Raw genomic sequence first — 25,479 nt, forward strand, 5'->3', positions numbered from 1 at the left:
TAAGGGGGCTGTCTCGAAAGAGATGGCCCATTTACCGTTTGTACAGATGTTCTTGCCAGCCTTGATACCATTAGTCTGATGGAGGTTAGACAACGGTAACTGGGGGTAAGATAATGACGGAGAAGACAACAACGCAGGCGATATCACAGGCCACGCACACCGGTATCGGAGAGAGCGCCTGGGCCAGTGCACGTACCAGTTCACGCCTGGATGCGGAGATGGTCGCGCAGTTGCGTATGGTCCTGAGTGAGAGTTTTCGCACCGCGAAGAACTGGCTCGACCTGATCCGGGCTTTGAGGAGCAAAGGGTTCTACCTGCAACGAGATCAAGATCGCATGCGCCTTCGTGATGCAAATAGCCATGTGGAAATCTGTACCTGCCGGTTCCTCGGGTTTCCTGGGAAAGAGCTGGAGGCGCGCTTTGGTGCTCCGTTGCCAGATGATTCAAGCGAAGCCTGAACGAGCAGGAGCGGTCTGCGTCATGATGCGATGCAACGGCTGGTAACCTCTCGCACCGATACGTAGGTTCGATCACAGGCGGGCAACCTGTCCGCGGTTTGATCAATCGAGAGATATCATGCGACCTGTCTATTCAGTTATTGCCTTTCTTGCGGCTTCTGTCGCCACAACGAACATTGCCACATCCGCAGTTGCGGATGTATTCTCCGTTTCCAGCCAGGTTTCTGCGGTAACGCTGTATCCGGGGCTTGCCCAGATCACCCGCACCGCTGTGCTCGACTTGCCTGCGGGGCGTCATCAGTTGATCCTGCAGGGCGTGCCACGCAGTGCGAATACAGCCAGCCTGCAAGTTCAGGTCAAAGGTGCCCGCCGCATCAGTACTCTCATGCGAGCGGATTTCGTGCCTCCCCAGAACGTTGCGACACCCGCGATTGACGCAGCCGAGGCGCGTGTTCGTCAAATTCAAGAACAGATCGATCTCGTGAAGGATGAGGCGGAACGTGCCCGAGCCTCTGCCCGTGCCGCACAGAGCTCAATTCATTTCCTTAAACAGCTTGGCAGCAATGATGGTCTTGGGCGAGCGGATGCCTCAACATTGGCAGACATCGCTTTGATGATCGCAAACCGGGCCACTGCAAGTCACCGTGAGATGGTTGATGCAGAGGCAGAGGCCCGCGCCAGGGAACAAAACCTGATAGCGCTGAAAGATGAACTGGCAGGAGCTCGCGCGGCGCTTGCCGCCATCGCAACCGAGGATGAAGATCGGCTCTTCCTTGAGGTGCAGGTCGAGGTTGCAGAGGCCGGGCGCGGGGAGGTGACGCTGAACTACCTAACAGGTGGGGCGGGTAAGATCGGCTGGTCTCCCTACTATGAACTGCATCTCGCGACCGGTGATGCGCCGGAACTGACCTTGGCCCGTAGCGTAATCCTGGCACAGGATACAGGCGAGAGCTGGCAGGATGTTGCGTTGACCCTTTCGACTGCGGAACCCTTGGGCCAATCTGCGCCATCCGTTTTGTACCCTCGGCTGCGACGGATCGAACAACCGGCCCCGCCGCCGAATCCAAAGCAGAGGTTCTCGTCCGACATGGAAATGTCGACGGACGCCGAACCGATTATCGAAGCTGCGGTGATTGTTGAATCGTTGCCGCAATGGAACGTCGATACGGGTGGTGTCGCTGCGGTCTATGCCTTTGGTGAACCTGTCTCTATTGCTTCGGGTGTGGATGCGTTGCGGCTTGAAATGGATAGTCTCACCACAACCGCTAAGCTGACGGCGCAGGCGGTTCCGCTGCGCAACGAGGTGGCTTATCGTATGGTGCGTTTCACCAATGAATTTGGCGAGCAGCTACTGGCTGCCACAGAGACTGCCCATTTCGTTGACGGAAAACTGGTCGCTGTTGCAGATTTTCCGGGCCTGGCGCCTGGGACGGAAACGAATATCGGGTTTGGCCCAATCAAGGGGCTGACGCTGCGCCGCGATGTGCTTGACCAGAGCGAAGGCGAGCAGGGTTTGATTTCACGTAGCACGGAGCAGGTCAGCCGTTTCGAAATCGAGATTGAGAACCTGACCAATCAGGCATGGCCTCTGCGGGTGCTGGACCGGGTTCCATATTCCCAACAGGAGGCGTTGGAGATCACTTGGGCAGCGCGCCCGGCACCATCTGAGGAAAACGTTGAAAAACAACGCGGCATCTTGGCCTGGGAGGTGGAGATCGCCAAAGGCGCGACGCAGACTATTCAAGTCGAAACAAAGCTGAACTGGCCCGAAGATCAGGTCCTGCGCTGATCCATGCGCCGCGTATCACCGTTGGCCGCGTAGGCGGCCAACTACACCGCTTGGAAAAAAATAGACGCTAAGGATAAACAGAACCCCCAGCCACAGCAGCCATCGGTCTGGGCTGAGCAGGTCTGGCAACAGGGGCAGGTCCTCGGTCATGCCCGCCAACACGCCCATTAGAGTTTGTAGGTAATTCTGTGCCAAGATAAACAGCGTTACGCCAATCACAGCGCCATACATCGTGCCCATGCCACCGATCACGACCATCAGCAGAATGTTGATCATGATTTCCATCGATAGGGTGGTGTCAGGTCCGACATAACGCAGCCAAATAGCATATAGCGATCCTGCAAGTGCGGCTACGGCCGCAGACATGCACGTGGCTGCGACCCGGTAATAAACAACGCGGTAGCCGATTGCCTCAGCCCGGAAGTCATTTTCCCGAATTGCCTGCAGCACTCGGCCAAAGGGTGAATTAACAACTCGCAACAAGCCAAGGAACAGAGCGGCGCTGCTGCCAAATATCAGGTAGTAGGTTAGTAGCTTCCCATTCAATTTGACGCCGAAAAGTTCACCGTCAAAGCTGTCTTGACCAAATTTGAATGCTGGGCCCAACGCGCGTGGTGTCTTGAAGGTTAGCCCGTCTTCGCCACCGGTCAGGCTGGAAAACTGGCTGAACAGCACCGCGACCGCAGACGCAACGGCAAGCGTGATCATAGCAAAGAAGATCGCCCGCACCCGCAGGGAAAACAGCCCGATCAGCAATGCAAGCGCAGCCGCAGTGCTGGCACCAATCCCGGCCCCGACAAGCAGCGCGTCGAAACCACGCCCCATATGGGTTGAGGTCAACGCCACACCGTAGGCCCCAATGCCAAAGAACATGGTATGGGCAAAGCTGACGATGCCTCCGTAGCCCAGTAGCAAGTCATAGCTCGCGACGAGCACCACAAAGATGCAGATCCTTGCGGCAGTATCGACGGTGCGCACGCCTGGAAAAAGAAATGGTGCAAAGGCGAGACAGAACAGGATCATCGCCAGCAGCAGAACCAGGATTTTAGATCGCGGCAGATCGCCGGAGAGCAGTGAGCCGATCATTTTGCCTTTACCACCGGGATCATGCCCATCGGGCGCCACATCAGGATCGCGACCATCAGCGCGATGTTTGAAATCAGGGCGAGTTTCGGCTCTACAAAGGCAACATAGTTCTGCAAGAGGCCGATCAGAAGCGCGCCGATGAAGCAGCCTTCGACTGAACCAAGGCCGCCGATGATCACCACGATAAAGATCAGGATCATGGCCTGATTGCCCATATGGGCGGTGATGACCTCTTGGTAAAGTCCCCACATCACGCCGCCAAGTCCGGCCAATGCGGACCCTGCGATAAATACGCCGATGAAGACCAAGCGCAGCCGATACCCGAGCGCCGCGACCATTTCGCCGTTTTGGACACCGGCGCGGACAATCAAACCGATCTTGGTTCGGCGCAGTACAAACCGCATCGCGGCAAAGACAGAGAGCCCCACCACGACAGCAACCAGTCGGTATTTTTCGATCGCCGCATCACCGAAGGTCAGCGCGCCTTTTAGGGCTTCGGGACGGGTGAAGTAGATCTCTTCTGGTCCCCAAAGCACAATGATCAGCTGCTCGGTGATAATCAGCCCACCCATCGTCACCAAGATTTGGCTAAGGTGATTGCCATAGACGGGCCGCACGATCACCCGTTCGAAGGCCCAACCCATGCTGGCTGTGGCAGCCATCGCTGCGAGAACCGCAGCGAGGATGGCCAACAGGTTTAACCCCAGCGATGGCGCATTGGTGAGATGGCCCAGCGTCAGCAGGACAGAAATGCCGACAAAGGCACCCACCGAAACAAAGGCACCATGGCCAAAGTTGATGACATCCATGAGGCCAAAGACCAGTGTGAGGCCTGAAGCCATGAGAAAGATCATCATTCCCATCGCCAGGCCGGATACTGTGAGCGTTAGCCAGCTGGCTGGGTTCTGTACGGCGACGAAGCCTGCGACAGTCAAAAGCGGCACCAGCAACAAGGGAGCATAGGGGGAGAGCCGATCACGCAGAGAGATCTGCGCCAGGGTGGGGGCGTGTTCAGGGGCTGCGGTCATTGGCGGGCCTCGTCTATGGTGTCTAGGACGGGAGAGTTGCGTGTCATGGCTACTGCACTTCCATGCTGAGCCCCATCAGCCGTTCTTGCAGTGTGGCATCACTGCCGAGCTTTGCCATCTTGCCAGACCAGATTACGCGTCCGTCATCCATGACATTGGCGGTATCGCCAAGCGCCTTGGCCACTGCGAAATTTTGTTCAACCATCAAGATAGCGGCACCTTGGCGCTTTAGATCCCTCAATGCGCGTGCCATGGTTGAGATGATCGCCGGGGCAAGCCCTTTGGTTGGCTCATCTATAAGGTACAGCTTGCGTTCTTCGATCATGGCGCGGGCGATGGAGAGCATCTGTTTTTGTCCACCGGACAGGTTGCCGGCTTCAGATTTCCAAAAGGTTTTTAGTGGTGGGAAAGCCGCGAAGATCCAGTCGAGGCGGGCTGAATTGATCGGACCTGAAATGGCAGCCAGAACCATATTTTCTTCTACCGTCAGGTCGGCAAAGATCCCCATGTCCTCCGGCACGAAACCAAGACCTGCCCGTGCAATGCTGGCAGTGGCCATACTAGTGATGTCCTCGCCATCAAAAATGATCCGGCCCTGATGGGGCCGCCAATGGCCAATGACACTGCGCAGGGTGGTTGTTTTGCCGACACCGTTGCGCCCCAAGAGCATGGTGACACCGCCGCGCGGCACCACCAGATCGACACCCTGCAAGATGTGGTATTGCGCGATATTGGTGTAGATTCCGTCGATCCGCAGGATTGGATCTGCATCGGATGTGGCTGTGCTTTGTTCAGACATCGGTCAGCACCCCTTCCAACCCACGGCCCATATACGCTTCCTGCACCACATCAGAGGCCATGACCTCTGTCGGGGGGCCATCCGCCGCGAGCGCGCCATTGTGAAGAACGATGATGCGATCTGCGAGAGTCCGGATCACGTCCATTTTATGTTCAACCAACAGAACCGTGCGGTCGGTTTGCGCTTTCAGATCGGCGATCAGATCCAGCACAACCGGTGCTTCATCCACGCTCATCCCGGCAGTCGGCTCGTCGAACATATAGATCGCAGGATCCAAGGCAATTAGCAGTGCCACCTCCAGCTTGCGTTGGTTGCCATGTGAGAGTTCGGACACAACCTGATTGCGTTCATCCAACAGGCGGACCCGTGACAGGATTGTCTCAGCTTCGATGATCAGATCAGAATGGCCGGCCACCATAGACCATAGGTTGAAACCGCGCCCGGCCTTGGCCTGCACCACAAGCCGCACGTTTTCCAGAACCGTCAAATCCGGGAATAGATTGGTCAACTGAAAGGCGCGCCCGATGCCAGCTTTGGTACGGGCCGCGACTGATAGCGCACTTATGTCCTGACCAGCCAGCATGACCTGACCCGCAGTTGCAGGAACCTGGCCGGAAATCAGGTTGAAGTAGGTTGTTTTGCCCGCGCCATTAGGACCGACAATCGCTGTCAGCTCGCCCGCGTGGAACGCACAAGTCACGGCATCAACGGCCATATGGCCGCCAAATTTCACACTCAATTTGCTGGTGGACAAGAGGGGGACTGGCATCGACAGATCCTATTGCTGAGGTGACAGTAGCGAGATCAGGCCCTAACGGAATGGGGTGTGGGGCCGACGCCTGGCAAAAAAAACCGGGGGCGCGATGGCCCCCGGACGCGGTGGTTAACTCTTACTGATTGCGCACAGGGATCGGCAGATCATCTATGCTCAGCTCGCGTACCAATTCAGGAATGGCCCACTCAACATCATCATCAACCCGCAGCTTAAAGTGATACATCGACTGCAAGGCTTGATGATCCTCGGCGCGGAATTGCATGGTGCCTTTCGGGGTTTGCCACTCCATGCCTTCCATTGCGGTGATCAGTGCTTCGGTGTCGGCGGAGCCTGCTTTTTTGATCGCCTCAACTGCTGCGATTCCAGCGGCCATACCGCCAGCAGTGAAGAAGTCCGGCGGGCCATCGAAACGTTCGAAATGGGTTTTTACCAGCCAGTCGTTCACCGGATTATCAGGCAGTTCATAATAGTAGTAGGTGCCGCCTTCCATGCCTGCAAAGTCCTTGAAACCCTTGAGAGCCGCCAGAATGTTGCCGACACCTGCAAATTCGATGCCAAAGCGGCCTGGATCCATAGCGTTGATTTTTGCCCAAGGGTTGCCGCCGCCTGCCCAGATGATGAACAGTTTTTTCTCACCCTCCAGATCTTTCATCGCGTTGAAGATACGCTCACCTGCGGCGGTGAAATCTGTGGTGTCCGTCGGGGCAAATTCTTCATGAACGATTTCGTGGCCTTGCGCAGCGAGGGCCTCACGGAAGGCTGCAATGCCATCGCGACCAAAGGCGTAGTCCTGTGCCAGTGTCGCGATATGTACATTATCACCTGCCAGCGCGATGGCACTGGCGACCGCGTCCTGCGAGGAATTGCGCGAGGTGCGGAAGATATAGCGGTTCCAGTTTGCGCCGGTGATGGAATCGGCAACGGCAGGTTCCACGATCAGAAGTTTTTCATATTCTTCGGCCACCGGCAGCATCGCTAATGCCACGCCCGAGCTGACTGGGCCGATGGCCAGATCGACCTCATCGTCGCCATAGGCCTCTTCCAGGAGAGCCTTGCCGTTTTCCGGCTTTAGCTGTGTATCTTTTTCGATCACCACGATCTTTTCGCCATTCACCTCCATCGTGCCGCCGGTTGCGTATTCCAGTCCCAGCATCAACCCGTCATGGGATTGTTTTGCATAGGCCTCAAACGGGCCAGTCTTGCCGTAGATATGTGCGATCTTGATATCGGCAAACGCGGCAGTGGCCGCAGATAGCGTCAGCGCGGAGACCATCCCCGCAACAAATGTGCGCTTCATATTGTAACTCCCTCGTGGCGCGCCAAGGCACTCGGCGCAATCTCGCTTAAGTGGTGTCAGTCTGGCGGCGGGGTGTCAAACTGATCAGTTGGGCAAACATAGTTAATTGACGTTAAAGCCGTTGGCTGGCGGAAACAAAAGTCTATTTTGCCTTCCATTCGGCCGCTAGGGCGCGGGCGTTTTGGGCCAGCAGCAATACATCGATTCCAACGGCAAGGAACTGCGCGCCCATATCTAGGTAGGCCTGCGTTTCGTCTGGAGTGACCCCTAGAATGCCGGGTGCCTTTCCTGCATCCTTGATCCGGGTCAGCGCATCGGCAATGACGGCGCGGACCTCTGGGTGGGCAGAATTTCCCTGATAGCCCATATCGGTCGACAGATCCGCTGGACCGATAAAGACACCATCAATTCCCTGAACCGACAGGATGTCGTCGAGGTTTTTGATCCCTTGTTGGTTTTCGACTTGCAGCAGCAGGCAGACTTGTTGATCCGCTGTCTGAATATAGTCACGGGCGGAGCCGAACATGGTTGCCCGCGCGGCCGTCGCGCCGACGCCACGGGCGCCATGCGGCGGATAGCGGCAGGCGCGGACCAGTGCATCGGCCTGTTCTGCGCTTTCCACCATAGGCACCAAGATGGTTTGCGCGCCCGCATCCAGAACCTGTTTGATTATCCAGGTTTCGCCGATGGGTACGCGCACCACAGGGTGGCTGTCTGACGCCGCTAATGAGATGAGGTGATCGCGGATCGACCGGATGTCATTGGGAGCGTGTTCGCCATCAATAACCAGCCAGTCAAAGCCACAGGTGCCCATGATCTCGGCCACGGCACTTTCACCAAAGCTCATCCAGCAGCCGATTTGACGCTCTCCGCTGATCAGAGCGTGTTTGAAACGGTTCTTGGGGGCGGGCATTGGTGAAGCTCCTCGTTAGGTTGGTGAATGTTTGCAGTGGCCTTCACGACAAGCCCCTGGCGATCTCGGTAATGACGTTATGTGCCATCATCACATCCGCTTCGGTGGTCTCAAACTGGCCTGCTTGAAAACGGATAACCAATTGATCGTCGACGCGCGTCTGGGTCAGGTAGATGCGCCCGTCATCGTTGATCGCGTTCACCAATCGAAGGTTCAAAGCATCCAGATCTGTGGCATTGCTCGGGGTGTAGCGGAACGACCAGAGCGACCACATCGGAGGGGTGACGATCTCAAAATCAGGCTCTAATTTAAGCACATCGTGAAGTTGGGTGGACCAATTTACGTGATTGCGCAACCGTTCACGCAGGCCTTCCAACCCATAGGTGCGGATCAGGAACCAGATCTTGAGGGCTCGGAAACGGCGGCCCAGCGGCACCGACCATTCAGAATAGTTGATGATCCCGTCTTTGCCATGGGTTTTTAGATATTCCGGGCTGATCGCGAGCGTCTGCACGAGATCATCAGGGTCCTTCAGGAAATGAGCGGAGCAGTCGAATTGCACGCCAAGCCATTTGTGCGGATTAAAGACAATGCTATCTGCACGCTCAACACCTGGCCAGTAATGGCGATACTCCGGGCATATCATCGCAGATCCCGCCCAAGCAGCATCTACATGAGTGTAGAGGCCGTATTTCTCGGCCACATCCAGCACCCGATCAACCGGATCTGTTGCACCGACACCGGTTCCCCCGACACAGAGGATCACACCGGCTGGCTGATGACCTGCGGCGAGGTCAGCCACAATGGCGGCTTCCAGAGCCGTCGGGTCCATTCCGCGCCAGTCGCCTTTGACCGGCACCCGGATCAGGTTTTTCTGACCGATGCCGGCCACCCAAATCGCGCGGTCGATGGAGGTATGCACCTCGGACGAGCAGTAAATACGCAGTGTTTTTTGGTCAAAGAGCCCCTGTTGATTGCCCTGCCAGTTCAGGGCCTTTTCGCGCATGGTCAGAACCGCTGCGAGCGTGGCAGATGAGGCGCTGTCCTGAATGACACCTTGAAACTCTTTGGGCAAATCCAGCGCCTGGCGCAGCCAATCCATCATCCGCGTTTCCATCTCAGTAGCGGCTGGCGAAGTTTGCCACAGCATACATTGCGGTGCGATGGCGGAGGTTAGGAATTCTGCAAGCACCGAAGGCGCGGCGGCATTGGACGTGAAATAGGCAAAGAAGCGGGGATGCTGCCAATGGGTGATGCCGGGCATCACGATGTTCTCAAAATCGGCAAAGATGGCCTCCATCCCGTCGCCGGATTCAGGCGGAGTGACAGGGAGCGCATTCAGGATATCACCAGGTTCCGTCCGGGCGCGTACCGGTCTGTCACCGACAGTTAGGTGATAGTCCTGTGCCCAGTCAGCAACTTTGCGGCCCCAGTAAGAAAAGTCTTTCCAGTTCATCTAGTTGTCCTTTGGTCTGAAGGTCGTGCCGCGATCACATGTTACATTTGGTTAACATGTTTTCCAAACCCCATCCAGTTGATCGAGGCCGCGCAATGGTGCCTATGGACTCAGCGCAGTTCCGCCTATTCTCGCCGGGAATAGTCTATTTGACCTGCTCTGGCACGCATTCGCACGCCAAACTCGGCAGAGGGGATTTGCCTTTGGGCGCGTGTGCGGCGATAATTGGGCATGACCAAACAGTTACCCAGCACGGACCGATCTCTGCCCATTGCCCTATTGCGCGCGAGAGAGCGCGTAATGGGACCAATCCGCGCATTGTTGAGCGACGCAGATCTGACGGAACAGCAGTGGCGGGTGCTACGTGTTGTGCAGGAGACCGGCGGTATAGATCCGACGCAGATATCAGAACGGGCCTGCCTGCTGCTGCCTAGCCTGACGCGTATCCTGCAAAAACTTGAGGATAAGGGACTTATCCGGCGAGAAAAGGACCAGATGGATCGCCGTCGCCAAATTGTCAGTATCACGGCGGCAGGCGAACAGGTCATTGACCACAACCTACCAGCAAGCCTTGCGGTCATCGAACATACGCGCGCTAAGATGGGGCATGAGCGGTATGAGGCGCTTTTGGATCTGTTGAACGAGTTGCATCAGCTGGACGAATAGATCTGGCCGCGATGCTATTTCGGCATTTGCAGCAGGATCTGCACATCCGCGACATTGGTGCCGGTTCCACCGGTCAGCAGCAGATCATTGGCCATGGCCAAAGCACGATTGCTGTCATTGTCGGCGAGTAGAGCGTCAGGATCGCCACCTGCGGTTTCGATACGGCCCCAAGTGCCCGCATCGACAATGCCACCAGCGGCCGCAGTTGGGCCGTCCCGCCCGTCGGTGCCACCAGAAAGAAATACCCAGCGACCTTGCAGCATCTTGCGTCCCATGCGTGCCACATGAAGTGCAAGCTCCTGATTGCGGCCACCAAGACCGGTACCGCTCAATTGCACCGTTGTCTCGCCGCCGAAAATCAACGCCTGCGGCTGGCTGCAGTTAGTTTCCTGACTGGCATGGATGATGCGTTGTGCGGCCGCCTCCACATCTCCTATCAGCGCATCATCAACGATCTGCGCCAGCCAACCGGCAGCTGTGGCGCATACGCGCATGGCATCCAGACTGTGCCGGTTTGAGCCGATCAAATGTGCATTGCCAGCAGGCGGGACTGTCGGAGGAACATCTATCGACAGATGCGTCTTCACGGTTGTCGGCAATTGTGACCAGATGCCATGTTGTTGCAGCAGGTCCCGGGCCTCTGTTCGGGTACCGAGTGGTGCAACCGTTGGGCCAGATGCGATAGCCCGTAGATCGTCACCAATCACGTCTGACAGAATATAGCTGGAAACCAGAGCTGGGTGAGCCTGGCGTAGAAGGCCGCCACCTTTTACATCCGACAATTGTTGCCGGATCAGGTTCATTTCGGTAATGCCCATCCCCGACGCTAGCAGCTGCTTGGTCACGGTCGTCTTGTCGGCGAGCGTCAGCCCCGGCGCGGGCACAGCTGCCAGAGAAGATCCTCCGCCGGAGATCAATGCGATGACCCGATCAGATGAATCTAACCCGGTGACTGCCTTTCGAAGGGCAAGGCCTGCGTTGACACTCGTGTGGTCGGGCACCGGATGGGCACCTGACATGACTTGAGCACCGTCAAGTTCCGCTCGGTTTTCAGGGTTGGTGACGGCCAGTGCCGCCTCCGCGCGGGGCAAGATCTGCATCGCTCGGCGCAGCATTGGTATTGCTGCTTTGCCCAGTGCGACTAAGATCAGGTGGCCTTTGTTGGTGGGCAGGTTCGGGGGATACTGCTGCAGCGCTGTTTCTAACGCAGCCTCAGGATCGGCGCGTGCGACGGCAGCGGTAAATAGATCTGTGGCAAAGCTGCGCAGGTTGGTCATTTGGGTGTCGCTCCTGACTGCTTTGGCAGATGTCGTGACTGCTGGCGCGGACCTTCGGGCGTGATGGTGTGGAGCGACAACGTGTGATCCATATTGCGCATTCGGTGTCGTAGCATCTGTCGGGTCAGCCGTGTTAGAGCAGTTTGATAGGTCGGATCATGCGCGACATCGACCCGTTCCCCTCCTTTGTCGTGATCGAACAGCAGTGGCGGCAGGTCGGCTGCAAATTCCACAAGGGTAAAGCGCGCGTCGCGCAGGATTGCCAGATTAGATTCGCTGACGTCGGTACCAAGATATTGTTGCCACGGGCTAGGCCGCTCTGGCTCGCCAAAATCTAGCTCAGAGTAACTGTAGTGTCGCCAATCGGTTGGTACGTCTCCGGCCAGCAATGGCAATAGCGAGCGCCCGTCCATCGCGTTGGGTATGGGCTGGCCGACCCAGTCCAGAATGGTTGGCGTCAAGTCGATGGATTCCGTGAATTCGTTGACAACCGCCCCAGCCCGCGCAGCATTGTCTGGTTGGCGAATGATCAATGGCGTGTGATAGGCTGCATCATAGACTGAAAACTTACCCCAGCTGTGCCGATCCCCCAGCATTTCACCGTGATCGGCGCTGAGCACGATAAGCGTGTTATCCAGCTGACCGCTCTCGCGTAGATGCGCCATCACCCGACCGATATGGGCGTCAACCTCGGTTGCGAGCCCGAGATAGATCGAGCGAAGGGTCTGCACGACCTCATTGCTGGCCTCCAGATCAGAAAAGCCCTCTACCATGGATGCAGGCGAATAGGCGCGGGTGGTTGGATCAAAGAAGGGATGCATGGCGCGCTCTTCTTCGGCAGTTGCAAGACGTTCTGGCAATGGCAGGCTGGCGGGATCATACATTCGATTGTATGGGGCCGGTGCCACCAGTGGCGGATGCGGTCGGATATAGGTTAGATGGGCAAACCAGCTGTGGTCGTGATACCCCGGCAATGTGGCCAGCAGCCGATCCGTTAGAAACGCAGTATCGCTGTCTTCTGCCTTATATGGCGCTGGATCGTTTATCTGGTGAGCCTGGCCAGTGGCAGACATTGGTTTGTAGAGATCCCAATACCGATCAAACTCGTATCCCTTGTTCAACAAATGCGCGCGCCATGGGTGCGACATCTCCATCCGCATTTCCAGCATCTCGTGAAACCCAGTCATCGGGTATTCGTAGGTCCGCATCGCAGGATCATTCGGGTTATAGACACGCGGATCATGGGACGTATCGGTGTAGCCGAACAGCATTGGCAGATATCCGGCCTTGCGCATTTCGGTCGCAAGATTCGGAGTATCATGTCGCAGTGGCGTGCCATTGCGCACCGAACGATGGTTCATTGCATATTGCCCGGTCAGGATTGAGGCCCGCGACGGCCCGCAGGGATTCACAACCGTGTAGTTGCGGCGAAAGCTGACTGCATCCGCCATTAATGCGCGCAGATTGGGCAGCTCGACGTGTTCTGCCAGCGCACCAAAAAGACAATCTGCCCGCATCTGGTCAATCAGAATGAACAGAACGTTTCGTTGCCCATCTGACGGTTTGTTAGTCGTGGGCGATGATGGATGGACCGAGGGAAGAGGGGGGGGCTGTCTCATAGGCATTCCTTCGCGAACGTATCGCCAGATAAGCTCGCTTTATTCGCTTTGGCAAAGAGAATTCCCGTTTTCGGCGTCAATATTGACCGAATTTGTGGGATTTTGTGCTTTCTTGTTTGATTCGTGCCATGTGTCTGTGGTTGTGTTGCGCCAAACAAGTAGAGGCGACCGGGTGTCCGACGATCAGAAAATGTCCCATCGTGAATTAGAACTGCTGGAGGCGCTGCGCCGCGTGGGTGGTTCTGCGCGCAGTGGTGAATTGGCCAAGGTCCTGACCGTGTCAGAGGAAACCGTCCGTCGAACCATCAAGGCGCTGTCCAAACAGGGGTTGGTTCAGCGGGTGCATGGTGGCGCGTATCTTGTCGGCCCCGATGCGGCTGACAGCTTTTACCGACGGATGTCTGAACACGCGGATGAAAAACAACGTATCGCCGCCGGAATACTGCCCCACGTCGATGATGGCATGACAGTGTTTCTGGACGTCGGCTCTACCACCGCATTTATCGCCAATGAATTGCGCAGGCGCGCCAATCTAACCATTGTGACCAACTCCATTGGTGTGGCGCAGACATTGGCCAATCACAACGGCAACCATGTGCATTTTCTGGGTGGTGAAATCCAGAGCAACGAGCGAGGGACATTTGGCCATGTTACCGAGCAACAGGTGCAAGTGTTTGCCCTTGATATTGCCATACTGTCGGCAGATGCATTCTCTGCGAAACATGGCGCGTTGTACCATAGCGCGACCGAGGCGCAGCTCGCGGCCGTTGTAGCCGACGCAGCAGAGCGCACGATGGTGGTCGTCACGTGTCCAAAATTTGATGACACCGCGCCGCATCTCGGTCCTGCGCCTGGGGCGATCGATCTGATCCTGACCGATGCGCCCCCCCCGCGCAAACATCGCCGTTCCCTTGAGAATTGGGGAGTGTCGTTGGAGGTTTCGCCGGCCCCCCCCGGATCAACGCGTGAGGCTGGTCAAGATGGTAAGGGCCGGACGGCAGAGCCTGCCGACTAAAGACACACTCGCGCCAACGGAGACAATCCCATTGCGCCAAGAGACAACAGTTGGTCGCAAGCAACGGCCCTACAAAGGATAAGAACACAGCATATGGCCATATTGAGTTTTCTAACCAACCTTGCCGGAGCCGTTATGCTGCTTTTGTTTGCAGTGCGCATGGTCCGAACGGGTATCGAACGCAGCTACGGGGCGACCTTTCAACGCCTGTTGACCGGGCAGCGCACGCTCGCGCAGGCCAGCTTTGTTGGAATTGGCATGGCGATTGTCTTGCAAAGCTCAGCCGCAGTTGCCTTGTTAACTTCGGGCTTTGCAGCCAGTGGGCTGCTGTCGTTCGCACCGGGATTGGCGATCGTATTGGGCGGCGATCTAGGGTCGGCGTTGATTATTCAATTGCTGTCGTTCCGCCTGGATTGGCTGGTGCCTGTATTGTTGGCCGTGGGCGGGTATCTCTTCGTCAAGACTGAGGCCAAGAAGGCGCGACAGATGGGGCGCATCCTAATGGGGATCGCCTTTATCCTGATATCGTTGCGGTTCTTGCGCGAAGCGATGGACCCGATCCGCGAGAGCGCGTTTCTACCTGCCATCGCCGAGTATCTGGCCCGCGACTATATCACTGCGTTCCTTGTGGGGGCGGCGCTGGCTTTTGTGATGCATTCATCGGTGGCCGCGATCCTGATGTGTGTCACGCTGGTGCAGATTGATGCGATACCTTTTGCGGCAGGTCTGTCGCTGATGCTAGGGGCCAACTTTGGGTCTGCATTCATTCCCGTTTGGCTTAGTAGGGGGATGCCTGCAACGGGACGCCGGATCCCAATTGCCAACCTCGGTTTGCGGGGAACTTGGGCTGTCATTTGCCTTGTTGGTGTCAATATGGCGTTAAGATCAGGAATGTTGGGTGCGCCTGAGGGCGGCCAGACGCTGGTCTATGCGCATCTTCTCTTCAACGCGTCGCTGCTGCTCTTGGCTTTGCCATTCTGCGGTATGCTGCACGGCGTTCTGACCGGGCTGGTACCGAATCCTGTAACGTCGCAGGGCAGCGCGCCCGGGTTGCCCGTCAGCGTTTTGAATCAGGATGATTACCAGCAACCCAATCAAGCGATTGCCAGCCTGAAGCGTGAACTACTGCGCATGTCCGATCTTGTCGGCGCGATGTTTAGGCCCATTCCTGATCTCTATCAGCACGGTGACCGGTCACAAATCAAGGCGGTACAGGCTCTGGACCGCGAGGTGAACAGTTGTCTGTCGGGGATCCGAACCTATGTCGCCGGTATGCCGACCGAAGGGTTCGGGAAAGACAACGCCAAGGTCGCCCGTGATTTAGTGGAGTATGCCATTCGCCTGGAAACAGCGGGTGACGTGGTTGATGAACGTCTCGCCACGCTTGCCGCCGCAATGCATAAGAAAGGTGTGCGGTTCTCCAAGGAGGGGTGGGGCGAAATCACGCGTATGCACGAGGTGATCGTGGCCAATATGCAATTGGCCTCGAATGTGCTGATCTCGGACGATCTGGAAAGCGCACGCTTGCTGAGTCTTGAGAAAACCGAGGTAAAGCGGATGGAGCGCGATAGCCGAAAGCGCCATCTGCGTCGGCTCCAACACGGTGCCAGCGAGAGCTTTGAGAGTTCGGATATACATCTGGAAACGCTGCGTGCCCTGCGGGAATTCAACAGTCACATCGCTGCGATTGCCTATCCGATCCTCTACCGCAACGGGCAATTACTGGAGACCCGGCTGATCACCGATATGCCCGCCGAAGAGATGGATTGATCTGTGCACCCTTCCCTATCGACCGAGAGCTGAAGATGACCCCGTTTGTGATTGCTATTATCCTGTCGGCGGCAATGCTGCACGCGATCTGGAACGCCATTGTCAAAACCGCCGCTGACCGGACCACGACGCTGGGTTTAGTGGCGTTGGGGCATGTGGTTCCTGGCATTGTTATGGTCGTCACACTGCCGCTGCCCTCGGCAGAAAGCTTGCCTTACATCGCGTTGTCGACCGTTGTGCACTTTGGCTATTTCTACATGCTAGGGCGGGCTTATCAGCATGGTGATCTAAGTGTGGTCTACCCGATCGCGCGAGGTATCGTGCCGGCGCTTGTCGCACTCTGGGCGATGATCTTTGTCGGTGAAATGCTTCCGGTTCAGGCCTGGATCGGGATCGCCCTTATTGCGTTTGGTATTCAACTTAGCAGTTGGAAGGCGCTGCGGTCTGGTGTGGGGCAGACCGCGCTGTGGTATGCGCTGGGCACTGGGTTTTGTATTTCGGTCTATTCTCTGGTGGATGGCGTTGGCGTGCGGTTGTCTGGCAATACGGTCAGCTATTGGGCCTGGGGCGCCTTTCTGCATGTTTTTGTCGCGGTGTTTGTGCTTGTGCGTAAGCGTGAAACGCTACCAAGCCTGCCGCCTCGTGTCTGGGTTCTGGGCATCGCGGGTGGCTTGGTGTCGATGTGCGCCTACGGATTGGTGCTTTTTGCCAAAAACTTCGCCCCGCTTGGGGCGGTGTCGGCCCTGCGGGAAACCTCTGTGATTTTTGCGGCGCTCATAGGGTTTTTGGTCTTGAAGGAAGGCAATTGGAAACGGCGTTTGGGGGCTGCGCTGCTTATGGCGTGTGGCGTCGCGCTTATTGGAATGGCGGTTTGACCGTGTCATTGAATTTGTGAACGCTTCCGCGGAGTTGCAACATTGACGTGGGCCCCACGCTGCGCGCAGACTGATCTGCGTGAAGCTATTGGGGAGTCGACAGCAAATATCGCAAAAGACGTACCCGCGTTGGATTTGCAGAAAACGAAACAGAACTGAAACTGGCCCCATAAACGCGCCCATGCGGTGATTTCTGGCCTTATCGAATTCTGAATCTGTCACTGTAGCAATGCGGGAGCGTTCCGCAGAGTTTCACCACCAAAAACAAAAACAAAAACCAACAGATCCATAGGGAGAAATACAAGATGACTGCAAAGTCCACAGTAACCCGCCGCTCTATCCTTAAGGGGGCAGGTGCGGCCGCTCTGGCCGCTCCGCTGTATTCCAAAAGCGCGCTGGCCTCTTCTGGGGAGATCAACATTCTGATGTGGTCCGACTATCTGCCGCCAGAGTTCATCTCGGGTTTTGAAGGCAAGACCGGCATCAAAGTGAACTACACCGGTATCGGATCGAATGAGGAAATCATCAATAAGATGAAGGCCACCAAAGGGCAGGGTTTCGACATTGTGTCGCCGACCAACAACCGCTCTTTGCAGTGGGGGCCGCTGGAACTGCTGAAGCCGTTTGATCTCAACAAGGTGAACCTAGATGCGGTAAACCCTGCCATGGCCAAGATCGGTACCGACGCCTGGAATTTTGACAATAGTGGCGCACATTGGCTGCCGCATATCTGGGGTACCGAAGGTATTGCCTATCGGACCGACAAGTGGCTGCCTTCCGGTGATGCACCGTCTTACGGGGATGTCTGGAGCGAAGAAAACGCAGGCAAAACCATGGGTCGCGCGCATTCGATGATGCTGGGTGCTGGTCTTTATATGGAAGCCTCTGGTGAGATGGAGCCGGGTTCCATCTGGGCCGCCTATAACGACGAAGAGACCATGCGTAAGGTGTGGGGCCAGGTCACCGATTGGTGTGTCGCCCGCAAAAACCGGATCAAACTGATCTGGAACGACGCGGATTCGCAGAAGAATGGTTTGCTGAATGAGGGTGTTGTTGTTGGTCAGACTTGGGATGGCCCGCCGCTGGCGTTGAAATCCGCAGGCGAACCTGTGCATTATCAGGCTCCGGTTGAGGGTGCTATGGCTTGGGTTGACGGTATTTCGATGCCAGTTGGCGCTAAGAACGAAGAGCAGGTTTATGCCTTCATTGACTATGCTTACGAGCAGGAACCTGCAGGTAATGCAATTGATAGTCATGGCTACAATTCGCCAGTGCTGAAGGCTGACGACTATTCGGGCGATGTTTACAAAAAGAACTTTGCCGAAGCTTATCCGGGCAACAGCCTCGCCAATCTGAACCCTTGGCCTGCTGAAGCGCCATGGTATGCGGATGTGCGTACTGAGTTCGTCAACAAATTCAAAAGTGCTTGATTAACTGATCAGACACGCAAAACTGGCCCCTGTTGCGACCGGGGCCAGCCACACGCCCAAGAGGCGTAAATTCAACGTATAATCAACCGGATGCTTTCTGCATCGGCCGGAGGTTCGCCACCGGACGAACGGTTGCACCGAGGGAGAGGCCACATGAGTGCTGGGGTTGGCGTAGATCTTGAGAATCTCTGGATCCGCTTTGGAGATTTCGTTGCAGTGCGCGACGCGAATGTCAAAATTAACGGAGGCGATTTCTTTTCGTTCCTGGGCCCGTCTGGCTGTGGCAAGACGACGATCTTGCGGGCCGTGTCCGGTTTTCTGGAGCCAAGCGAAGGCAATGTTCTGATCGGCGGAAATAATATGCGCGGGATTGGTCCGAACAAACGGCCAACCGCGCTGATCTTTCAGAATCTGGCTCTGTTTCCGTTGATGAAGGTCTGGGAAAACATCACCTTTTCCATGGAGATCAATGGTGCATCAGCGAAGGAACGTCGCAAGCGCGCAGATGAGTTGCTGGACATGATCGCGCTGCCGGGTCAGGGCGACAAACTGCCGTCGGAACTGTCCGGTGGCCAACGGCAGCGGGTTGCTATCGCGCGGGCGCTTTGCGCGGAACCGGATGTGTTGCTATTAGACGAACCCCTATCTGCGTTGGATTTGAAATTGCGCCAACATATGCGCACCGAATTGCGTGAAATTCAGCAACGCGTCGGCATCACATTTATTTATATTACCCATGATCAGGGCGAGGCACTGACCATGTCGGACAATATCGCTGTCATGCGTGCTGGCGTTATCGATCAGATCGGCGATGGCAAAGCAATTTACAATGATCCAGCAACGGCTTTTGCTGCGTCCTTTGTCGGTGAAAACAACGTGTTCCGGGGCAAGGTCAAACGGGTAATGGGCAATGAAGCACTGATCGCGACCAACCGTTCTGGTGAATTGGTGGCGCGGATATCTCCGGCCAACCAAGGCAAGATGAAAGAAGGCGACGACGCCATGATGTTCATCCGCCCCGAAGCCTTTGCATTGGCACCCAAAGGGGCCACTGGTGATCATTTTGTGACAGCCAAGGTCAATCACGAGGAGTTCGAGGGCAACGCCTTTAACATCTTCATGGAAGGCGATGGTGGCAAAGAGCTGAAGGTCTCCATCCCCAATCTCGGTCAGTCGTTTGACGATCATACAGGTCAAAACATCACCCTGGAATACGAGACGAAGAATGCCGTCGCCGTGCCAGCGGGTGAGTTGGCCGCAGAATAAGGAGGCCCACGCCATGCCAAGGTTCCTAAGGGAATTCTTCAATCGCAACGGCTACGGGCTGGGTGCCTTGATGCTGGGTCTGGTCCTGTTCTGGACCATCGGCCTGATCATTCTGCCACAGTTGTCGATGCTCGACTTTTCATTCCGTCCAAACCTACCGCCGCCGGAAATCGGTGGTCCAAAGGACGTCTATACACTGGAGAACTATAAATATCTGGTATTCGGCCCCGAAGGGGGCGGGCAGGATTACAACGCCGTGGATCTGCGCGTGTTCTTCCGTACCTTGGTTGCGGCAGTATGCGTGACCGTGTTCAACCTCATCCTGTGCTACCCGATCGCCTACTATCTGGCTCAGACCAAGGGCAATCACATTCGCATTTTTGCGCTGATGCTGATCATTCCTTATTGGATCAACGAAATCCTGCGTGCCTTTGCATTGCGCATCATCTTTGGTGACAGCGGTGTTTTGAATACGGCGTTGGTTGGGCTTGGGGTGTTTGACACGCCGTTTGATTTCATCCGCAACGATATCGCGCTCTATGCGGGGCTTGGCTATGCCTACATCCTGCTGATGATTTTCCCGATCTATAATGTGATCGAAAGCCTGGATCGCAATCAGATCGAAGCTGCACGAGACATGGGTGCCAGCTGGGCCAAGATTCACCAGCGTGTCGTCATTCCCTATGCCAAGCCCGGCATCAGCTCGGGCTGTACCATGGTGTTCATGCTGTCGGCTGGTGCGCTGGCTGCGCCGCAGATCCTGGGGGGGCCATCGTCGTTGTGGTTCACGCAGCTGATCTACCAGCAGTTCAACGACAATAGCGACTGGCCGCAGGGGGCCGCCTATGCGGTTGTTCTTCTGGTCACCTGCATCCTGTTGGTCTTGGCCGCCATGCGACTGTTCAAGGTGAACATGGGGGATATTGGTAAATGAAGAGCTTCTCCTTTCTACGCCTGAGTGTTTGGTTCTATCTGGCGATTTTCTTTGCCTACCTGTTGGGGCCGCTGGTGATTATGTCGGTCACTGCCTTCAACTCACCTGGTTTTCCGCAGGCCACGCCTTGGGAATGCCTGACCTTTGAATGGTTCTCGGCACTGTTTCAGGATGAACGGATCCTCAACGGTATAAAGAACTCGATTTTGGTGGGTTTTGGCACTGTTGTGATGTCTGTCGCAATGGGGCTTGCCGGGGCGCTGATGCTTACCCAGATCTGGCCGAAACTGCGGGCGACCTATTACACGGTGATCATCGCGCCGATTCTGATCCCCGGTGTGGTGATTGGTATCTCGACGCTGGTGTTTTGGGATCGGGTCAATCGCATGTTGGGGCTGGGAGCGGATAGCTTTCTGTCCAACGGGTTGTTCCTAACCATCATTGGTCAGTCCACTTTTATCGCTAGCTACTGTATGTTGGTGCTGGTGGCCCGTCTGCAACGTTATGACACCGCGTTGACAGAGGCGGCGTTGGACCTGGGCGCAACCCATGCGCAGGCATTCCGTAAAGTGCTGCTGCCGTTCATGAAGCCCGCGATTGCCTCTGCTGCGGTCTTGGCGTTTCTCGCAAGCTTTGAAAACTACAATACAACGACCTTCACCTTTGGTGAGTATCCAACGCTGACGATCGAACTGGCGCAGAAGGTGCGGTACGGTATCACGCCTGCGATTTCTGCGCTGGCCTTCATCATCGTTGTGCTGACCGTCTTTGCAGCGCTGTTCAATGAGGCCAGCATTCGGCGGCGAGAACTGGTTGCTGCCGCGCGCAAGGATGCGACGGTCGAAGAACTGGAAAGCGGCCGTCTGCGTCTACCCAGCTTCCTCAGTTCAAACTGGGCAGCCGTGGGGCTGGTCGGGGTTGCCTGTTTCACCATTGTGATCGTTGGGACGGCGACGGTCTATAGTCCGGCGCAATGTATCGCGGACGTAAAAGAGCAGAAGCGTATGGAAACCGAACTGCGCATTCAGGAGCTACGTCAACGGCGCGCCGAGGATGCGGCCCGTCGAGCTGCGGAAGAGGCTGAAAACGGCGGTGCAGATGCGAGTGACTCAACATCGCAGCCGTCGACCGGTGGCGGCAACAACTCAGGCTTTGGCGGCGTGTTTAGCCCCAATACACTGGGCGGCGGTGACACAGCGGCACCAGAAGCAGAAGGTGAAAGCAGCGCACCTGCGCCTACGGCTGAGGGGAACTCTGCCTTTGGCGGCGCGTTCGATCCTAACGCTCTTTCCGGCGCAGAGGCATCTGACGGTAACTGACAAACCCTAGGACTGCGAAAAACAAACCCTGCCCAAGATGATCCTTGGGCAGGGTTTCATATTAGATAAAGCGGCTTGAAGATGCTCCTTCGATCCTGGCATCTGCGGGTACATGTCGGTTCAATCAGTGCCGCAGCCTGAAACCCTTGCTTGTATGGATCAGCCGATATGAGCCCGCGCGGCAACGGTAGGGCGCGTGGGCGCTTCGACAGAACCGAACCGGCGCAGCTTGTGCCATCCGGTCAGCCGACCCGTGAGGATCCGCCACAGCGACCGATACACGTTGATGATCAGAAGTTGGCGATAGATCAGCCTGTTTAGCAGAAGAAGGAACACCATAGAGCGCGGCGTCGAAGGTTCAGACCGCACCGCGAAATCGGCCATAACCATTTCAAGCAACGGCAGCGCAAGGAAGATTGCCAGTACCGCATAGTCGCGGACGGTAAAGGCATTAAAAGTGGTTCCATCAAAACTAGAGACAAAGCGGACCAGCATCAGCACAAGCAAGAGGTCAATGATCGGCCCCAGCAGAGGCATAATCACCCCAAAGACCACCAGATCAGTTAACCCCACTAGCCCAACTGCATGGCCTTTGCGGATGGTGCGACGGTGTTTCCAAGCCGATTGAAGAATGCCGATAGACCAACGCATGCGCTGCTTCATGAGTGTTCCGACTGAGGCGGGGGCCTCGGTATAGGCATAGGCCCGGTCCGCAGCGCGCACTTCATAGCCTTTTTCGAGCAGGGAGATCGTCAGATCGGTGTCTTCGGCAAGAGTCTGACTGGAATAATAACCACACCTGCGCACAGCCTCAGTCCGCCAAGCGCCAAAGGCACCAGGCACTACCATAATCGCATTGATCGTTTCATAGGCACGCCGGTCGATGTTCTGGGCAACCGTGTATTCCAGTTTCTCAAGCTTCGTCAGCAGATTTTTGGAGTTACCAACCATGATTTTGCCTGCGACAGCGCCGACGTTCGGATTGCGCAGGGGCTGCATCAACCGCCGAATCGCGTCGGGGGCCACAATCGTGTCAGCGTCGATAGCGACAACATAGTCCGTCGTTACATGCGAGAACGCCAGATTGGCCGCTTTCCACTTGCCGCCGTTGGGCTGACGCAGGATCTGGACACTGGGATTGTTCTTGTAGGTTTTGGTGACCAGCGCATGTGTGGCGTCGGTTGATCCGTCATCGACAACTAGAACGGATAGGTTCGGATAATCCGAGTCGAGCACGCTGTAGATCGTCTTGAGAATACTCTTCTCTTCATTATAGGCCGGGATCACAACGGTAACCGGGGCCGAGAAATCACCGGTACGATGGCGTAGATCCGCGCGGTCAGCACGCCGAGAGCGGATTGCCATAACAAACAGGATCAGTGCGCGGATCACGCCCAGCAACACAGCAAAGGGGACCACAAAGGCAACCCAAGTGGCGCTGTTGCCAACACCCGTGAAGGCCAGTGCTTCAAAAGGGTCTAGTTTGGTAATCTGACGGGTCTCATACGGAGTGCCGAAACCGGCCATAGCTTGATTGAGGGTCAGGAACTGATACCCGCGTGCCTTCAACTCAGGAAGAAGTAGGCGCAAGGCGTCAATGGTATTGCTCCGCTCGCCGCCGCCGTCATGCATCAACAATACTTGGCCAGTGCCGTCCAATGCTTCCAGCGTATAGTCTACAAGCTGTTGGGGGTTGAGGCTGCGCCAGTCTGGTGGGACAATATCTGCACCCAGCAGGTGGTAGCGCTGATCAACAATGGTTTTCAGTCGGCGCGCCAGATCCCCCTCCAGTGGACCTGGACCACGCATGTAAGGTGCGCGGAACACAACAGGTGTGCGACCGGTAAGCCAAGAGAAGATCCGTGATTGCAGCGCCAGCTCTACCTGCACCCGAGCAGGGGAAGTTCGATCAAGCTGCGGGTGCGAAAACGTGTGCAGTCCAAAGTCAAACTCGGAATCGGCTAAGGCATTGACGACGTTTTTCTGTTCGAACATCTGGTTGCCAACCATGAAAAACGTTGCGGGCACCTCAGCGTCTTTGAGAATGTCGAGCACCTCTTGCGTATGATCCTGTGCTGGCCCGTCATCAAAGGTCAGCAAAATGGATTTGTCCGGTAAGGATCCGTAGCGCTCACCAATAACGGGTGTCGGAAGCGGCTGGGCGACCGCATCAATCACCATCAGGGTTTCTGAATCGCGCGTCACATGACGGTGTCCAAGAACCTCGGTCTGGTCAAACCGCAGAAACGGGCCGGTACCACGATAAGAGACAAAGCTGCCTAGGTCGATTTCGCTCAATGTGTCAAAAGCTTCATCCGAGAGAATATCGGGCTTTGCGAGCAACGGCCAAATCGACGGGTCTTCTTGGCCCAGCCCCCAGATCGCGACACCGTCGATCCCCGCTTCTGCGAGGCTCAGCAGCTGGCTGTAATGGCTTACGGCGTCCAGATACCAGATCATGTTTCGTTCGCCGTCGGCATCCATGTAGGAAATCAACCCGTGACCCTTGTCCGGGGCATATCCGGCAAAAGCGCCGTATTGATCGGCCTGGGACATTGCATCGGCGTAGCTTATAAATTCAGGCACTTGGCTGCCCGTAGTCCAATGGACGCCACCGGAAGCGAGACCAATCACCAGCTTTTCGCTGGGAATGGCGCTGCGCGCACGTTCTAGAACCGATCGAAACCAATCCAAAGGGGCGGGCGACTCTTCGTAGATGCTGAGTCGATAGCTGTTTTGCACTGCGGGCAGGATCACCCGATCTGGCAGTTCGGATCCGTAGGCGAGCGCTTCAATTTGATCTGGCGCTATGACCGCGCAGGTTTCCAATCCCTTGATGATGAAATCGTCTTTTACCCCGTTCAGATGGACCAGCGCCTTTTGTAAGTTTTGGGTTTCCAGCCGACGCATATCAAAGCATAGACCTGACCACCCGTGCCGCTCGGCGAGACGTGCGGCCTTGGACCAGTGATCTGTGCCTTTCCCCTCAAGCGCGCTGGCCTGGACGTGCATCAATGGTTGGATCGGATGATCGCCAAAGGGGTTTGTTCGCACGACGTAGGGGGTGCCGAAGGTCTGATCGCCGGATTGCAGCCAATCAATGCCTTCGTCGCTAATGATCAGCCATTCGGGAACAAACACATTGATCGTGTCGCAGGTCCGCTGAACAGAATTTGCGACGTCTTCCAGATCGGCTGTCACAAAGGCATAGAGACGCGAAGGGTTGTTGTTCGCACTGCGAGGCGGGCTAGCTTCTTTTTGGCATGAACTTGCGAATGCACTCGACTTGCGTCCGTGGTCGTTTCCCAATTGGTCGTTGCCGCCGTTCCCTTCAAGAGTTGTACTCTTGGGCAAGAACCGGCGCCAATCCTGGCTGACGCTATCCTTGGGTTCACTGTTCTGAAACAGAGGGCGGGCGAGCTTGAATTCGGCCACTACGCTTTGCGTGACAGCAACAATCATTGCAGCAGCCAGCGCCAGCATGATGACGAATAACAAGGCTGCCAAAAATGGTCGGGTTGCACCATTGGCTTTGAAGATTTGCCGTTGCTCATCGGTCGAGTTGGTCATCTCGGCCGGTAAAATTTCAGTCGGAAAGGTCTTGTGACGAAGCTTCGAAGACGCAGCAGATTTCGCTGTGCGTGTCGCAGGCCCTGACGCTGGCCGGTTTTTGATCGTCGTGTACATCGCTTGCCAACCCGTTCAAA

20 protein-coding genes are annotated in these 25,479 nt (G+C 56.3%); 10 read left to right on the forward strand and 10 right to left on the reverse strand.

Features of this window, described 5'->3' with window-relative positions:
* Nucleotides 1-113 precede the first annotated feature (113 nt).
* Entirely contained in the window at nucleotides 114-458 is a 345-nt protein-coding gene (locus PhaeoP97_RS00655) for a relaxase family protein (RefSeq protein ID WP_072503428.1), read from the forward strand.
* Nucleotides 459-576: 118 nt separating this feature from the next.
* The gene (locus tag PhaeoP97_RS00660) at nucleotides 577-2,247 is read left to right on the forward strand and encodes a DUF4139 domain-containing protein (protein ID WP_072503429.1); all 1,671 of its coding nucleotides are present in this window, start codon (nucleotides 577-579) and stop codon (nucleotides 2,245-2,247) included.
* A 15-nt stretch (nucleotides 2,248-2,262) separates the two neighbouring features.
* On the opposite strand, the gene PhaeoP97_RS00665 is transcribed toward PhaeoP97_RS00660, so the two are convergent.
* The 7 genes from PhaeoP97_RS00665 to PhaeoP97_RS00695 form a co-directional block, all read right to left on the reverse strand.
* Nucleotides 2,263-3,333 (reverse strand): branched-chain amino acid ABC transporter permease, encoded by a 1,071-nt coding sequence (locus PhaeoP97_RS00665; RefSeq protein WP_072503430.1) that lies wholly within the window; start codon nucleotides 3,331-3,333, stop codon nucleotides 2,263-2,265.
* Complete coding sequence (locus tag PhaeoP97_RS00670) at nucleotides 3,330-4,361, reverse strand: branched-chain amino acid ABC transporter permease (RefSeq protein ID WP_072503431.1); 1,032 nt, start codon at nucleotides 4,359-4,361, stop codon at nucleotides 3,330-3,332. The genes PhaeoP97_RS00665 and PhaeoP97_RS00670 overlap by 4 nt, the downstream gene beginning before the upstream one ends.
* A 49-nt stretch (nucleotides 4,362-4,410) precedes the next feature.
* Nucleotides 4,411-5,160 carry an ABC transporter ATP-binding protein gene (locus PhaeoP97_RS00675; RefSeq protein WP_072503432.1) on the reverse strand — a complete coding sequence of 250 codons (750 nt, stop codon included), beginning with the start codon at nucleotides 5,158-5,160 and terminating at the stop codon, nucleotides 4,411-4,413.
* Entirely contained in the window at nucleotides 5,153-5,929 is a 777-nt protein-coding gene (locus PhaeoP97_RS00680) for an ABC transporter ATP-binding protein (protein WP_072503433.1), read from the reverse strand. Before PhaeoP97_RS00680 ends, PhaeoP97_RS00675 begins: the two co-directional genes overlap by 8 nt.
* Before the next feature lie 121 nt (nucleotides 5,930-6,050).
* Nucleotides 6,051-7,232, reverse strand: a complete 1,182-nt coding sequence (locus tag PhaeoP97_RS00685) for a substrate-binding domain-containing protein (RefSeq protein ID WP_072503434.1) — start codon at nucleotides 7,230-7,232, stop codon at nucleotides 6,051-6,053.
* Nucleotides 7,233-7,374: 142 nt separating this feature from the next.
* Nucleotides 7,375-8,145 (reverse strand): HpcH/HpaI aldolase family protein, encoded by a 771-nt coding sequence (locus tag PhaeoP97_RS00690; protein WP_072503435.1) that lies wholly within the window; start codon nucleotides 8,143-8,145, stop codon nucleotides 7,375-7,377.
* A 43-nt stretch (nucleotides 8,146-8,188) separates the two neighbouring features.
* A complete protein-coding gene (locus PhaeoP97_RS00695) occupies nucleotides 8,189-9,601 on the reverse strand; it encodes a pyridoxal phosphate-dependent decarboxylase family protein (RefSeq protein WP_072503436.1) in 1,413 nt (470 codons plus the stop codon).
* A gap of 231 nt (nucleotides 9,602-9,832) precedes the next feature.
* Between PhaeoP97_RS00695 and hpaR the strand changes: the two genes are divergently transcribed.
* Nucleotides 9,833-10,267 (forward strand): homoprotocatechuate degradation operon regulator HpaR, encoded by a 435-nt coding sequence (gene hpaR, locus PhaeoP97_RS00700; protein ID WP_072503437.1) that lies wholly within the window; start codon nucleotides 9,833-9,835, stop codon nucleotides 10,265-10,267.
* A 14-nt stretch (nucleotides 10,268-10,281) separates the two neighbouring features.
* On the opposite strand, the gene PhaeoP97_RS00705 is transcribed toward hpaR, so the two are convergent.
* Both PhaeoP97_RS00705 and PhaeoP97_RS00710 read right to left on the reverse strand, forming a co-directional pair.
* A complete protein-coding gene (locus tag PhaeoP97_RS00705) occupies nucleotides 10,282-11,544 on the reverse strand; it encodes a glycerate kinase type-2 family protein (protein ID WP_072503438.1) in 1,263 nt (420 codons plus the stop codon).
* Nucleotides 11,541-13,163, reverse strand: a complete 1,623-nt coding sequence (locus PhaeoP97_RS00710; RefSeq protein ID WP_072503439.1) for a sulfatase-like hydrolase/transferase — start codon at nucleotides 13,161-13,163, stop codon at nucleotides 11,541-11,543. The genes PhaeoP97_RS00705 and PhaeoP97_RS00710 overlap by 4 nt, the downstream gene beginning before the upstream one ends.
* A 190-nt stretch (nucleotides 13,164-13,353) precedes the next feature.
* Between PhaeoP97_RS00710 and PhaeoP97_RS00715 the strand changes: the two genes are divergently transcribed.
* The 7 genes from PhaeoP97_RS00715 (at nucleotide 13,354) to PhaeoP97_RS00745 (ending at nucleotide 21,772) form a co-directional block, all read left to right on the forward strand.
* Nucleotides 13,354-14,178, forward strand: a complete 825-nt coding sequence (locus PhaeoP97_RS00715; RefSeq protein ID WP_083570413.1) for a DeoR/GlpR family DNA-binding transcription regulator — start codon at nucleotides 13,354-13,356, stop codon at nucleotides 14,176-14,178.
* A 93-nt stretch (nucleotides 14,179-14,271) separates the two neighbouring features.
* The gene (locus PhaeoP97_RS00720) at nucleotides 14,272-15,948 is read left to right on the forward strand and encodes a Na/Pi cotransporter family protein (protein ID WP_072503440.1); all 1,677 of its coding nucleotides are present in this window, start codon (nucleotides 14,272-14,274) and stop codon (nucleotides 15,946-15,948) included.
* 35 nt (nucleotides 15,949-15,983) lie between these two features.
* Nucleotides 15,984-16,823, forward strand: coding sequence for a DMT family transporter (locus tag PhaeoP97_RS00725; protein ID WP_072506230.1), 840 nt, complete (start codon nucleotides 15,984-15,986; stop codon nucleotides 16,821-16,823).
* A gap of 305 nt (nucleotides 16,824-17,128) precedes the next feature.
* Nucleotides 17,129-18,253 (forward strand): extracellular solute-binding protein, encoded by a 1,125-nt coding sequence (locus PhaeoP97_RS00730; protein ID WP_072503441.1) that lies wholly within the window; start codon nucleotides 17,129-17,131, stop codon nucleotides 18,251-18,253.
* 153 nt (nucleotides 18,254-18,406) lie between these two features.
* Nucleotides 18,407-19,519, forward strand: coding sequence for an ABC transporter ATP-binding protein (locus PhaeoP97_RS00735; RefSeq protein ID WP_072503442.1), 1,113 nt, complete (start codon nucleotides 18,407-18,409; stop codon nucleotides 19,517-19,519).
* A gap of 13 nt (nucleotides 19,520-19,532) precedes the next feature.
* Nucleotides 19,533-20,453 (forward strand): ABC transporter permease, encoded by a 921-nt coding sequence (locus tag PhaeoP97_RS00740; protein WP_072503443.1) that lies wholly within the window; start codon nucleotides 19,533-19,535, stop codon nucleotides 20,451-20,453.
* Complete coding sequence (locus tag PhaeoP97_RS00745) at nucleotides 20,450-21,772, forward strand: ABC transporter permease (protein ID WP_072503444.1); 1,323 nt, start codon at nucleotides 20,450-20,452, stop codon at nucleotides 21,770-21,772. Before PhaeoP97_RS00740 ends, PhaeoP97_RS00745 begins: the two co-directional genes overlap by 4 nt.
* A 159-nt stretch (nucleotides 21,773-21,931) precedes the next feature.
* Here PhaeoP97_RS00745 and PhaeoP97_RS00750 read toward each other — a convergent pair whose 3' ends face one another.
* A complete protein-coding gene (locus PhaeoP97_RS00750) occupies nucleotides 21,932-25,342 on the reverse strand; it encodes a trifunctional glycoside hydrolase family 18/polysaccharide deacetylase/glycosyltransferase family 2 protein (RefSeq protein ID WP_237028965.1) in 3,411 nt (1,136 codons plus the stop codon).
* Nucleotides 25,343-25,479: the final 137 nt, after the last annotated feature.

Source organism: Phaeobacter porticola, from assembly GCF_001888185.1.
GTDB lineage: Bacteria > Pseudomonadota > Alphaproteobacteria > Rhodobacterales > Rhodobacteraceae > Phaeobacter > Phaeobacter porticola.